Consider the following 13,414-nt stretch of genomic DNA (forward strand, 5'->3'; position numbering starts at 1 on the left):
GTCATTTCTTTTGCCGCATGGTATCGGCATATCAATGACTTCCGTATACTAAAAATTATGGCCAACCACCGGCAATTTCCCGGAAAATCCCCTCCCGCAGCCTTTTTCCCGCCCGTCGTAACCGTTTTTCCCCTACCTTGGCGGCGCCATCGGCGCAAAAGGCGCGAAGCCATCCTTTATCCCGGATAAAAAATCACAAAATGCACATCGATTATCAAACTTCGGCACTGCGCCGTGCGGTCAGCATCCGGCAGGATGAAGGCCGCTCCATCCCGGAGCGCAACCCACACCTGTCACATTATTCCCGATGGCTACGAAAACAGTTACCAAAACCGCCAGGACGAAGCTCAGCGGCCACGCTGCCCATACCCAGGACGCCGCCGCGAACGGGCTCGCCGGCGCGATCCGGCGCCCGATCAAGATCACCATGCTCGGCGCCGGCTCGGGCTTCACGCCCCGCCTTGTCAATGACGTGCTCCGCATTCCCGGCAACCAGGGCGGCGTCGTCGCGCTGGTCGATATCGACACGAAGCGGCTGCGCACGATGCACCGGCTCCTCGATAAGCTCATCGCGCAGCTCGGCGCCGGCTCCAGAGCCGGAGCGAAAGGGTGGCGCGTCATCTCGTCGCCCGATCGCGCCAGGGTGCTCAAGGACTCGGATTACGTGGTCAACTGCATCGAAGTCAGCGGCACCGCCTGCGTTGTCCACGACAACGATATCCCGCTCAAATACGGCATCGACCAGTGCATCGGCGACACCATCGGCCCGGGCGGCCTCTTCAAGTCCCTGCGCACGATTCCCGTCTGGCTCGACGTGCTCCGCGATTGCGAACGGCTCTGCCCCCGGGCTCTCGTCCTCAACTACACCAATCCGATGGCCATGATGTGCCTGGCCGCCGGCCGCGTGTCATCGATGCCGGTCGTCGGCCTCTGCCACTCCGTGCAGGGCACCAGCCACCTTCTCGCCCGGTATGCGGACATTCCCTACGAGGAAATGGACTGGGAATGCGCCGGCATCAATCACCTGGCCTGGTTCACCCGGCTCGAGCACCGCGGCGCCAACCTCTACACCAGCCGCCTTTACAAAAAATTCACCGCCGATCTCGCTGCCGCCGAACGCGAGCGCCAGGCCGGCAAGGCTTCGCACGACAGCTCCGATCTCGACCGCGGCAAGACCGAAAAGGGCTACGAGGCCGCCGATCTCGTCCGCAAGGACATGTGCCTGCACTTCGGCGCATTCATCACGGAAAGCTCCGGTCATCTGTCCGAGTACCTGCCCTACTATCGCAAGAGCGACGCCGGCCGCGCCCTGCTCCGCCAGCGTTACGACGGCGGGTCGCGTTTTTACGCCACCAACTGGCCCGACTGGCGCAAGGCCGCCGACGCCTCCCGCATGGCCATGCTCGCCGGCACCGAATCCATCGACTGGAAACGCTCCTGGGAATACGCCTCGTGGATCATCGAGGCCCGCGAGAAAGACGTGCCCTTCCGCATTCACGGCAACGTCATGAACAACCACAAGGGCGCGGGGCAACTCATCACCAACCTCCCGGCCGATGGCTGCGTCGAGGTCGCCTGCATGATCGACGGCAACGGCATCAACCCGACCCGCTACGGCGCGCTCCCCGCGCACCTGGCCGCCGTGTGCGCGAGCAATATGAGCATGTTCGATCTCGGAGCCCAGGCCGCCATCGACCGCAGCATCGAGAAAGCGATCCATGCCCTGATGCTCGATCCGCTCACCGCCGCCATCCTCACGCCGGCCGAAATCAAGGCGATGACGCTGGAGATGTTCCGGGCCGAAAAGGATTTCCTCCCCGGCTACCGCTAAACGCCGCCGCTCCCCTGCCCTCGCAGGAATTCCCCGACCGCCGCCTCCAGCGACAGGTCGGGGTTTGCCTTCGACACCACGCCCCAGAACCGCAGGAACGGCACCACCTGATGCGTGGCCGTGGCGACCTCGCGGTAAAACAGGCGTCCGAGGGGTCCCGTTTTTTCCAGATACCCCGTCTCGCGAAACCGCCGCAGCGTCGCCTCCACCTCGTAACGCACCGCGCGGTGCCGCACCCGCCATCCCCCCGCTCCGCCCGCCGCCGCGTCACTGCGTAGTCGTTCCAGAACGACAAATTGCGCCGCCAGGTTGCCGTCCTGCGGCATGCCGGTCGCGCCGGTCGTCACGATCCGGCCGTGCCGCCACTCGCGCAGCATGCACTGGTGATTGTGCCCGCGCACGATCAGGCTCTCCCGCATCGTCGGGAACATCGCTTCCACCAGTTCGTCCGGCGTGTAGTGGAAAACCGAATCGTGGTCCCCCCGCTCCGACGCATGCACGACGACCAGGCCGGGCGCCTCCGGATCGCGCCACACCGTCGGCAACGCCGCCATCTCGCGCATCTGCTGCGCGGAAAGCTCCGCCCGCGCGAAGTGCAGCGGACCAAACTGCGGTTTTGCCCACTCCGGCGCCGCGCGCTCCGTGCCGAAATCGAAAACGTAGCGTTCATGGTTTCCTCGCAACACCGGGCAACCCAGACCCCGGACGCGCTCCCAGCAGGCGGCCGAATCCGGACCGCCATCGACGACGTCGCCCGCCACCACCAGCCGGTCGGGATGCAGCCGCGAGATTTCCGCCAGCGCGGCCTCGAGGGCCGCAAGGTTCCCGTGAATATCCGCAATGACGACGACTCGCATGCCCTCAATCAGCGGCCTCCTCCCGCATTACGGAAGGCAAAAATACGCCGGTGCCACGGCAGCAACGCTGCCACTCCTGTATCCGTCCTGCGCCCGCACGCCCTCTCAGGGCATGCCCGAATGCTCGCCCGGCTTCTGCCGGTGACCGGACGCCGCAGGGCGGGCCGGCTCGTACCTGCGCTCCGTTTGCGATTCGCCTCCCGGAGCAGCCAGGTGAGGAACCGCCGATTCGGCATAATCATGCAGCCACAGAAAATCCCCGCCATAACGGTGCGAGCCCCATGCAATCAGGACTCCCCCCAGAAGCGCCACGCACCAGGCCTTGCGCAAACGGGGCAGCCGGAAAAACGATGTGGTAGACCCTTTCGCTGCCCGTGATGCCATGGAAGATTTTTTACCGGAAAACATAGCCGTTTTCACAGGGACGAGCTTTTCGTTCCCCGCGTTACAACGCAACGATCAAAATCATGTTTGTGCGCCCGGTTTTTCATAAATGTTCATCAGTATCGGTACAAATCCATCACGGGAAAAGTCCCACCGACTGCCAGCCCCTGCCATTCGCGGAGCGCTCATAGCGGGTGCGATCGTGCATGCGGAAGGGTTTTTCCGTCCACAATTCGATCATCGCCGGGACGAGCCGGAAGCCCGACCAGTGCGGCGGACGCGGCACCCGGCCGCGCGGATACTTGATCATTGTCGCCGCCACGGCCCGCTCCAGCTCCGCCGGCGTTTTTAACGGCTGCGACTGGCGCGACGCCCACGCTCCGATCCGGCTCAGGTAGGGCCGCGACGCGAAATACGCATCCGCCTCGCTCGCCGCAATCGGCTCCACCACGCCCTCGATCCGCACCTGGCGCCCCGGAGGATTCCAGTAAAAACACAACGCCGCATGCGGATTGGCCCTGAGCGCGCACACCTTCGGGCTCTCCAGATTGGTGTAGAAAACAAACCCGCTCTCGCTGGCCTCTTTCAGCAACACCATCCGCACCGATGGCTTGCCGTCGGGATCGACCGTCGCCAGGGCCATCGCATTGGGCTCATGCACGCCGCGACGCGCCGCGTCGTCCAGCCAGTCGTGAAATGTATCCAGAGGATTCTTCATATTAGAGGATATTCTGGAGCTTATTCCAAATCGCTGCTCCGCATGCGTTGCCAATATCTGCGCAGTGACACGCCGAACCGCAAAATCTGCATGATGCTTGCGAATACCGACGCGAGAATCCGCGGGCCGTTCCGGTTGTCCTTTTCCGGTCTCCGCTTCCGCATTGGACATTCCTTCCCGCCGATGCTCACGTTGCATCCGTCACACACCGTACAATCCACCCGCCACCTACGCCTCCATGCGCATCGGCATTGCCCAGCTCAACACCACGGTCGGCGATCTCGCCGGCAACCGCCGCAAGATCCTCGACACCTACGCCACTCTCGTCGAGCAGGGGGCGGAACTCGTCGTCTATCCCGAACTCGTGGTCTGCGGCTATCCTCCCCGCGACCTGCTTTTCAAAAGCCGCTTCGTCCCCGACACCGGGGAAAGTCTGGCCGCCATCGCCGCCGCCATCCGCGAGGTGCCCGCCCTCATCGGCACCGTCACCCGCAACCCTGCGCCCCATGGCCGGCCCTTCCTCAACGCCGCCGCCTTCTGCCAGCACGGAAAAATCCTCCACACCGCCCACAAGTGCCTGCTCCCCACCTACGACGTCTTTGACGAAGACCGTTATTTCGAACCCGCCACCGCGCCGCTCGTCATCGACCACGCCGGCCACCGCATCGGCGTCACCATCTGCGAAGACATCTGGACGCACCCCGCGCTGCGCACCCGTCCGCTCTACCGGATCGACCCGGTGATGCTCCTTTCGTCCCAAAAACCCGACCTCATGCTCAACCTCTCCGCCAGCCCCTGGCAGCAGGAGAAGGCGAGCACGCGCGAGCAACTCGTCGCCAACACCGCCCGCGCCCTCCGCGCCCCGGTCGTCTATTGCAATGCCATCGGCGGGAACGACGAACTCGTTTTCGACGGCCGCAGCCTCGCCGTCGATGCCGGCGGCAACCTCCTTGCCACGCTCTCCGCCTTTCGCGAGGAGCTGCGCGTGGTCGAAATCCCGAAAGCAGGCGGGGCCGCTCCGCGCCTCCCCGCGGCAGCGGCAGCCTCCGCCGGAACCCGCCCTCCGGCTCCAGTCACGTCCGCCGCCCGCGAGCGGCCGGAACCCGCCCCGCCCCTCCCTCCCCCTCCTCCCCCGCATTCCGGCGAAGAGCTTGCCGACATCCACGACGCCCTGGTGCTCGGCCTGCGCGATTACGCCGGCAAGAGCGGTTTCCGGCGCGCCCTCATTGCCCTGTCCGGCGGCATCGACTCGGCGCTCGTGGCGGTGCTCGCCGTCGAGGCGTTCGGGGTGGACAATGTCACGGGCATCGCGCTCCCCTCCGCGATTTCCTCGCAACATTCCCGTGACGATGCCGCGGCGCTCGCCCGCAATCTCGGCATCCGTTTCGAGTCGCTCTCCATTGCCGGGCCCGTGGCCGCCACCGAAGCCGCGCTCGCTCCGGTGTTCGCCGGATTGCCGCGCGACGTGGCCGAGGAAAACATCCAGGCGCGCCTCCGCGGCGTCCTCATGATGGCGCTCTCCAACAAGCTCGGCGCGCTCCTCCTCACCACCGGCAACAAGAGCGAGATCGCGGTCGGCTACTGCACACTTTACGGCGACATGTGCGGCGGCCTCGCCGTGATCAGCGACGTTTTCAAGACGCAGGTCTATGCCCTTTGCCGGTGGATCAACCGCGACCGCGAGATCATCCCGCCCAACACGATCAGCAAGCCGCCCAGCGCCGAGCTCCGCCCCGGCCAGGTTGATCAGGACAGCCTCCCGCCGTACGACATCCTCGACGCCATCCTTCACGGTTATGTGGAGGAAGGCCTGTCGCGCGCCGAACTGGTCGCGCGCGGTTTCGATGCCGCCGTGGTCAACGACGTGGTCCGCAAGGTCGATCTCAACGAATACAAGCGCAAGCAGGCCGCCCCCGGCCTGAAGATCACCCCGCTCGCCTTCGGCGTCGGCCGCCGCATCCCCCTCGTCCAGAAATACGTGAGCTGAGGATTTTCAAATCCGGTAAAAACCACTAATGCACACTGATGGACACTAATAGCCGAACAACGGAACTGTATCAGGAAGAAGGTTACAACTTCATGGCAGCGTGCTTTGAGGTGCACAACACGATGGGGGCCGGTTTTCTTGAAGAGGTTTATCAGGAAAGCCTCGAGATGGAACTCACCGATCGGGGTATCCCCTTCATTTCCAAACCTCGACTCCAGCTCTACTACAAAAACCGTCCGCTCAAAAAATACTACGAGGCCGACCTGATCATCATTGGAGAAATCCTTGTCGAACTCAAGGCGGTCAAAAAACTCCTTCCCGAACACGACGCCCAGCTCATCAACTACCTGAAAGCCACGCGCAAGCGCGTCGGTTATCTCGTCAACTTTTGTTCCTTTCCGCGCCTCGAATGGAAACGCCTCGTCAACTGATTCTCCAGCCCGCTCATCATTAGTGTCCATAAGTGTCCATTAGTGGTTAAAAAATGCCATCCACCGATCCTGTTTCCACCGACCTCTTCGCCCGGGCGAAAAAGCTCATTCCCGGCGGCGTCAACTCGCCCGTCCGCGCCTTCCGCTCGGTCGGCGGCGCGCCGTTTTTCGTCAAGGCCGCGCGCGGCGCCACGCTCGTCACCGCCGACGATCGCGAACTCGTCGACTTCGTCTGCACCTGGGGGCCCGCCATCCACGGGCACAACCATCCCGTGATCCGCGATGCCATCGCCGCCGCGCTCGGGCACGGCACCTCCTTCGGCACGCCCAACCCGTACGAGGTCGAGATGGCCGAGCTCATCGTCCGCTTTTTCCCCTCCATCGAAAAAGTCCGCATGTGCAACAGCGGCACCGAAGCCACCATGACGGCCATCCGGCTCGCCCGCGGCTTCACCCGGCGCGACAAGATCATCAAGTTCTCCGGCTGCTACCACGGCCATTCCGACTCGCTCCTCATCAAGGCCGGCTCCGGCGCGCTCACCCACGGCAATCCCGACAGCGCCGGCGTCCCCGCCTCCTTTGCCCGGGAAACCGTCGTCCTGCCGTACAACGACCGCGACGCGCTCGAAGCCGCCTTCGCCGCCAATCCGCAACAAATCGCCGGCGTCATCATCGAACCCTTTTGCGGCAACGTCGGCTTTATCATGCCCGACCCCGGCTACCTCGCCTTCCTCCGCAACCTCACCGCCCGCCACGGCGCCGTGCTCATTTTCGACGAGGTCATGACCGGCTTCCGCATCGCCCCCGGCGGCGTGCAGGAACGCGAATCGATCACCCCCGACCTCACCACCTTGGGAAAAATCATCGGCGGGGGCCTTCCTGTCGGCGCCATCGGCGGCCGCGCCGACATCATGGATCACCTCGCGCCCGACGGACCCGTCTACCAGGCCGGCACCCTCAGCGGCAACCCGCTCGCCATGGCGGCCGGCATCGCCTCGCTCCGTCTCCTCCGCGAACTCGATCCCTATGCGGGCCTCGACGCCCTCGGCCGCCGGCTCCGGGGCGCCGTCCTCGCCGCCGCCCGCGCCAAGGGCATCCCCGTGCAGGTGCCGCAATGCGGATCCATGTTCAGTATCTTTTTTACCGATACGCCGGTCCGCGATTACGCCACCGCCCTCAAGGGCGATGCGAAACGCTTCGCGCGCTTTTTTCATGCCTGCCTCGCCGGCGGCGTCTATCTCGCGCCCAGCGCGTACGAAGCCGGTTTCCTCAGCACCGCCCACGAGGGCTCCGCCATCGACCGCGCCTGCGAGGTCCTCTCCGCGGCGATCCGGGAGCTGTGAATTTTCGATTCTTGATTCTCGATTTTCAATTGGGCGCTGCCACGCCGGATTCACAGGCGGAGCGGTAGCTCCATCAATCGAGAATCGAAAATCGAAAATTGCTCGCCCCGCGCTCGCCTCGCGGACGATTTTCCTGTTGCCTGTGCGTCCATGATCCCGTCTCACCCGATTCTTTCCTGCCAAGCAGCGAAGGCATTCGAAGCCGCGTTTTTTGCCGGCGACGAGGAACGCGAGTGGTCCGCCATGCAGCGGGCCGGCATCGCGGTCGCAGAGAGTGCGCGGCGTGATTTTGCCGAAGCCGGTCCGTTTCCCGCCGCTCCCCGCCTGCTCGTGCTCGCCGGCAAGGGACACAATGCCGGCGATGCGCTCATCGCCGCCCGGCACCTCCTCGTCACCTCGCCGGCGGGCGGCTCCGCGGATGTGCTGTTCGTGTTCGGCGAACGCACGCTGCGCCCCCTCGCCGTGCGCGCCTGGCGCGAGCTTTTACTGACAAACCTGACCAACCCGACGGCCCAGGCCGCCCCGGGTCGCGTGCGGATGATCCGCGCCCCGGACCTGCCCGCCGGCGGCGACGCTACGGCGGTATCCGGAACCGCATACGATCTCGTCCTCGACGGCGTCTTCGGCTTTCAGTTCCGCCCCCCCCTGCCCGCGGAGGCCGCGCGCGTGTTCGCCGCCGTCAACGCCTTGCCCGTCCGCCTGCGCGTGGCCGTCGATCTGCCGAGCGGGCTCGATGCCTCCGACGCATTCCGCGCCGATTTCACCTATGCCACCGGCAGTGTGAAAACGCCCCTGCTCCCGCCGGGCAATGCCAATGCCGGACGCGTGCGCTACCTCGATCTCGGTTTCTTCGACCGTGGCACGGGCTTCCAGCCCGTGCCACTTTTTCTGCCAATCGGGCAGGAGGCCCATGCCACCGCGACCGACGACACCCGTGACCGCGTGCTCGTGCCCGCGGTGCTCGATCCGCTGCGCCGGTGGCGTTCGCCGCATTCGGACAAACGCAGCTTCGGCCACGTCCTGCTGGTCGGTGGTTCGCGGGCGTTTCCCGGCGCCATCTTCATGGCGGCCACCGCGGCCGTGCGCAGCGGCGCCGGACTCGTCACGGTGCTCGCTCCGGAATCGCTGATCCCGGCCTTTGCCGCGCAGTTGCCCGAAGCCATGTGGGTCGCCTGGCCGGAAACGCCGGACGGCGGGCTCGCCCTGGAAGGCCTGCACCTGATCCGCGAACGGCTCACGCGGACCTCCTCGCTCGTCATCGGCCCCGGCCTCGGGCGCGAGCCGGAAACGCTCACCCTTGCCGCCGAAATCGTGAAACTCGCCACCGTGCCGCTCGTGATCGACGCCGATGCGCTGCAACCGCAGATCGTGAGCGCCGGCAAGGCGCCGCGCATTCTCACGCCCCACGCGGGCGAACTTCCCCGGATCGAAAAACAGATTCCCGCCGCCCACTCCATCCTCGTCCGCAAGGGACCGGTGACTGTAGTTGAAACCGGAGGACACCGTTACCACAGCCTGGCCGGCGGCCCGGTGCTGGCGCGAGGCGGCAGCGGTGACATTCTCGCCGGGCTCACCGGCGGCCTGCTGGCGCAGACGCCGGACGATCCGGCCGGCGCCGCCTGCCGCGGCGTCGCCTGGCACGGAGCCGCCGCCGATGCCCTCGCGCGCGCACGCGGCGCCGTCGCGGTGCGCACCACGGAGTTGACGGAGTATCTGGGGCCGGTGTTGCGGGAAACGGCGTAGAGGTGCGCTTCACTGTGAAGTGCGCCCCTACGGACGAGGCAGGCGCACCTCGAAACAGGCGCCGGCACCGGGTTCGCTCTGCACGTCGATCGTGCCGCCGTGGTTGGTCACGATGGTTTTCACGATCGCCAGGCCGAGGCCGGCATGCGCCGCCGGGTCGCCGCCGGTGCGCGCCTTGTCCGCCCGGTAAAAGCGCTCGAAGATGTGCGGCAGGTCTTCGGCCGGGATGCCGGGGCCGTCGTCCCGGATCATGATGACCGCCTCGCCGTCGCGCGTCCCGCTGCGGAGATGGACGTGGCCGCCGCCGGTGGCGTGGTGGTGCTGGAGGGCGTTGGTCAGGAGGTTGGTCACGAGGATCGAGAGCGCCGCCGGGTCGCCCCGGCATTGCGCCGGCTGCAGGTCGGCGTGAAAGGTGATGCCCCGGTCGGCGGCAAGCGGGGCGAGGTGCGCGGCGGCCTCGTCGAGGATCGCGGCGAGATCGCAGGGCTCATGGTGGGCATGCGCTCCGCCGGCGCTGGCGGTCTCCTGGCGGGCGAGGAGGAGCAGCGCCTCGATGAGGCGGCGCATCCGGGTGGCCGTCTCGCCGCAGGTTTGCAGGGCCTCGCGGTATTCTGCCGGCGTGCGGTCGCGTTTGAGGATGCGCTGGGTTTCGGAGAGGAGGATCGTGACAGGCGTGCGCAGTTCGTGGGAGGCATCCGCCGTGAAACGGCGCTGGCGCTCGAAGGTGGCGGCGAGGCGGTCGAAGGTCTCGTTGAGCACGCGGCCGAGCTGGTCGAGCTCGTTATCCGTATCGGTTACATTGATACGCTCGGAGAGATTGCCTTCGGCGATCCGGCTGGCGGTGCGGCTGATGGCCTCGATGGGCCGGATGGCGCGGCCGGCCAGCCACCAGCCGCCGAGCAGGCCGAGCAGCCAGACGGCGAGTCCGCAGCCGGCGAGCGACCACGCGAAACGGCGGCTGTCGTCGAGATCGGGCGTGAGGTCGCGCCCGAAGGTGAGCAGCAGGCCGTTGCGAAACCGGTGATGGACGATGCGGCGATGTTTTTCGGTGTGCAGTTCCTCGGCGTCGGTTTCGCCCGGATCGGGCGGCAAGACGACATCGCCGGGAAGATTGGGCGACGGGAGAAGGGTTTTTCCGTTTTCCCCGCCTTCGCGGAAACTGAACCAGTAATACCCGGGAGACGTGTCTTCGTAGACGGCCGCGAGGGAAGGCGGGACCGTCAGGCGGCCCTCGCGGGCGAGCGTGGTGAAGAGCACGTCCGGAGGAGGGCGTTCGGCGAGGTCGGACGGGCTCGCGAGTTCGAAGATTCCCCGGACGAGTTTTTTTTCGTTCTCGACCAGCACGGCATCGATGCGGCGGAGGTGGTTGTTCCAGGCAAGCCGGTGGGCGGTGAAGCAAAAGGCCGCGATGGCGAAAAGCAGGATCAGCCCGTGCCAGGCCTGCACGCGCCAGCGGATGGAATGAAGAAAGCGGAGAGGGAGCGTCATTCGATGAGGTAGCCGTGGCCGCGGCGGGTTTTGATCAGGTCCAGGTCGGCGCCGAGTTTCTTGCGGAGGTTGGAGACGTGGACGTCGAGGAGATTGGAGAGCGTGTCGTCGTCCTCGTCGAAGAGGTGTTCGTAGAGCGTGGCGCGGCTGACCACTTCGCCGCGGTGGAGCGCGAGGTATTCGACAAGCGAATACTCGCGGGCGGTGAGCGGGATGTCGGCGGCGCCGAGCGCGACGCGCCGGGCGGCGGTGTCGATGGCGAGCGGGCCGATACGGAGGATCGGGTGAGTCTGTCCGGCGGAGCGGCGGATGAGGGCGCGCAGGCGGGCGAGGAGTTCGTCGATGTCGAAGGGTTTTGTCAGGTAGTCGTCGGCGCCGTGGTCGAGGCCCTTGATGCGGTCGGGCACGGTGTCGCGGGCGGTGAGCATGAGGACGGGCGTGCGGCAGGCGGGCCGGAGGGCGGCGAGCACGCCCCAGCCGTCGAGGCGCGGGAGCATGACGTCGAGGACGATGGCATCGTAGACGGTTTCGCGGGCCTTGAAGAGCCCGTCCTCGCCGTCGGCGGCGGTGTCGACGGCGTAGTTTTCCTCGCGCAGCGTGGCGGCCAGGCTGCGGAGGAGCACGGGATCATCTTCGATGACGAGGAGGCGCATGGGAGGACGGAAGGGGATGGGAGATAGGGGAGGTATGGGAGACAGGGGAGTTATGGTTTCGGGGGGCGGGAGCGGTGATCGAGGCGGGCGCGGGTCATGCGTTCGCGGAGACCGCCGTTTTTGAGGAAATCTTTTTCGAGGTAGCGGAGCTGGCGGTCGATGAGGTAGTTGGTCTGGTGGATGAGACAGATGGCGATGTTGGCGAGGGTCGCAGCCGGACGGGTTTCCACAAAGGGGCGGTAGAGATCCCAGGTCTGCGGGGTGCGTCTCCCGAGTTTGCGGACATAGAGGGCCTCGCGGGAGTTTTTGTCCCAGACAGGGAGATCGCGCGTATTGAGGTAATCGCGGTAGTCATCGAGAAGTTCTTCGAGGCTGGCACGGGCGACATTGGTGAGCTTGATTTCGGTTTCTTTGGAGGTGACGGCCGCCTTGCTCCCTTCGAGCAGGTTTTTCTTTCCGGAGCGTGCCGCCTGCACCATCTGGTCGATGGTGCGGTCGCTTTTGGCGAAGTATTTGTGGCAAAACCGGTAGGTGATGCCGTAGACGATTTCGGCTTTCTGGAACGAGAGGAGCCGGGTGTAGTCGCCGTGGCGAGGGAGGAAGCCTTCGGGTTCGGATGACATGGCGAGGGGGGAGAGGAGGGATGAGAGATATGAGAGAGATGGGAGTTATGGGAGTTATGAACCGGCTCACAATTTCCGATTTTCCCATAGCTCCCATGGCTCCCATTTCTCTCATAGCTCCCATACCCTCCTCCTTCACTCGTGCCGCAGGGCGTCGATGGGGTCGAGGGCGGCGGCGCGGCGGGCGGGAGTGAAGCCGAAAAGCACGCCCACCGCCGCCGAAAAGATAAAGGCGATGAGGTTGATCTGCAGGTTCCACGTGACCGGCACATTGATGATCGCGCCGAGGCCGTAGCAAAGGCCGAGCGCGAAGAGGATGCCGACCAGGCCGCCGATGCAGGAGAGCGTGATCGCCTCGACGAGAAATTGCAGCAACACCTCGCGGGCCCGCGCGCCGATCGCCAGGCGGATGCCGATCTCGCGGGTACGTTCGGTGACGCTGACGAGCATGATGTTCATGATACCGATGCCCCCGACCAGGAGCGACACCCCGGCCACGGCAGCGAGGAGCATGGTCATCATGCGGGTGGAGCTGCTGAGCGTCTCGGCAATCTGGCGGGTGTCGAAAACATTAAAATTGTTGTCCTGGTTGCTCTGGAGATTGCGGCGCTGGCGCATGAGCGAGGTGATGTCCGCAATCAGCGTGTCGCTGTTGGCGTTGTCCTCGGCGGAGATGCTGATCTGGCGGATGTCGCGCGACGAGGTGCGGCCGACCAGCCGGCGCTGGAGCGTGGAAAGCGGCACGACGATGGTGTCGTCCTGGTCGCCCATGCCGACCTGCCCCTTGGCGGCGAGGACGCCGATGATTTCGCAGGACGCCTTGCCGATGCGGATCTTCGCCCCGATCGGGGATTCGCCGACGGTGTCGAAGAGTTCCTTTTTGACCGTGTTGCCGATCACGCAGACGGCGGCGCCGGAGCGTTCTTCGAGTTCGTTGAAAAAACGTCCGTCGGCGAGGTTCCACTTGTTGATCTGGAAATAATCGACCGTGGTGCCGGTGACGGTGGTGGAGCGGGCGTTCTGGAGGTAGATGGTGCTGAGCGAGGAATTGCCCACGGGCGCAATGGCGGCGATGCCGGGCACCTGCTCGATGATGGCGGTGGCATCGTCCACAGTGAAATTGGGCACGCCGGCGGAGGAGGCGCGCGGACCGAACCCGAAACCGGGCCGCAGCATGAGCAGGTTGCTGCCGAGGCTGGAAATCTGGTTTTTCACCGCCTGCGTGGTGCCCTGCCCGAGCGTCACCATCGTGATGACCGCAGCCACGCCGATGATGATGCCGAGCACGGTGAGAAACGCGCGCGTGAGGTTGCGGCGGATCTCGCGCAGGGCGATGTGAAGAGCGTTCAGAAGCAT

The 13,414-nt window shown here is 65.4% G+C and carries 11 protein-coding genes; 5 read left to right on the plus strand and 6 right to left on the minus strand.

The features are described from left to right. The first annotated feature begins 307 nt into the window (after positions 1-307). Positions 308-1,831 (plus strand): glycoside hydrolase, encoded by a 1,524-nt coding sequence (locus tag OPIT5_30755; protein AHF93899.1) that lies wholly within the window; start codon positions 308-310, stop codon positions 1,829-1,831. Here the strand turns inward: OPIT5_30755 and OPIT5_30760 are convergent. Then, positions 1,828-2,688, minus strand: coding sequence for a metallophosphoesterase (locus tag OPIT5_30760; GenBank protein AHF93900.1), 861 nt, complete (start codon positions 2,686-2,688; stop codon positions 1,828-1,830). The two genes, OPIT5_30755 and OPIT5_30760, sit on opposite strands and share 4 nt — an antisense overlap. A 520-nt stretch (positions 2,689-3,208) precedes the next feature. Beyond that, complete coding sequence (locus tag OPIT5_30765; protein ID AHF93901.1) at positions 3,209-3,802, minus strand: pyridoxamine 5'-phosphate oxidase; 594 nt, start codon at positions 3,800-3,802, stop codon at positions 3,209-3,211. Positions 3,803-4,028: 226 nt separating this feature from the next. On the opposite strand from OPIT5_30765, the gene OPIT5_30770 reads away from it, so the two are divergent. The 4 genes from OPIT5_30770 (at position 4,029) to OPIT5_30785 (ending at position 9,294) form a co-directional block, all read left to right on the plus strand. Continuing rightward, positions 4,029-5,777 carry an NAD synthetase gene (locus OPIT5_30770; GenBank protein ID AHF93902.1) on the plus strand — a complete coding sequence of 583 codons (1,749 nt, stop codon included), beginning with the start codon at positions 4,029-4,031 and terminating at the stop codon, positions 5,775-5,777. A 38-nt stretch (positions 5,778-5,815) separates the two neighbouring features. Further along, on the plus strand, positions 5,816-6,208 hold the full coding sequence (locus tag OPIT5_30775) for a hypothetical protein (protein AHF93903.1): 393 nt from the start codon (positions 5,816-5,818) through the stop codon (positions 6,206-6,208). 53 nt (positions 6,209-6,261) lie between these two features. Next, positions 6,262-7,551 (plus strand): glutamate-1-semialdehyde aminotransferase, encoded by a 1,290-nt coding sequence (locus OPIT5_30780; GenBank protein AHF93904.1) that lies wholly within the window; start codon positions 6,262-6,264, stop codon positions 7,549-7,551. A gap of 150 nt (positions 7,552-7,701) precedes the next feature. Next, a complete protein-coding gene (locus OPIT5_30785) occupies positions 7,702-9,294 on the plus strand; it encodes a carbohydrate kinase (GenBank protein AHF93905.1) in 1,593 nt (530 codons plus the stop codon). A gap of 27 nt (positions 9,295-9,321) precedes the next feature. On the opposite strand, the gene OPIT5_30790 is transcribed toward OPIT5_30785, so the two are convergent. From OPIT5_30790 to OPIT5_30805, 4 genes are all read right to left on the minus strand, one after another. Next, on the minus strand, positions 9,322-10,782 hold the full coding sequence (locus OPIT5_30790; GenBank protein ID AHF93906.1) for a histidine kinase: 1,461 nt from the start codon (positions 10,780-10,782) through the stop codon (positions 9,322-9,324). Then, the gene (locus OPIT5_30795; GenBank protein ID AHF93907.1) at positions 10,779-11,435 is read right to left on the minus strand and encodes a transcriptional regulator; all 657 of its coding nucleotides are present in this window, start codon (positions 11,433-11,435) and stop codon (positions 10,779-10,781) included. The genes OPIT5_30790 and OPIT5_30795 overlap by 4 nt, the downstream gene beginning before the upstream one ends. Positions 11,436-11,485: 50 nt before the next feature. Continuing rightward, complete coding sequence (locus OPIT5_30800; protein AHF93908.1) at positions 11,486-12,058, minus strand: S23 ribosomal protein; 573 nt, start codon at positions 12,056-12,058, stop codon at positions 11,486-11,488. 135 nt (positions 12,059-12,193) lie between these two features. After that, positions 12,194-13,414: a multidrug ABC transporter substrate-binding protein gene (locus OPIT5_30805; protein AHF93909.1), complete on the minus strand. Its 1,221-nt coding sequence runs from the start codon at positions 13,412-13,414 to the stop codon at positions 12,194-12,196.

This window comes from Opitutaceae bacterium TAV5, from assembly GCA_000242935.3.
Lineage (GTDB): Bacteria > Verrucomicrobiota > Verrucomicrobiia > Opitutales > Opitutaceae > Geminisphaera.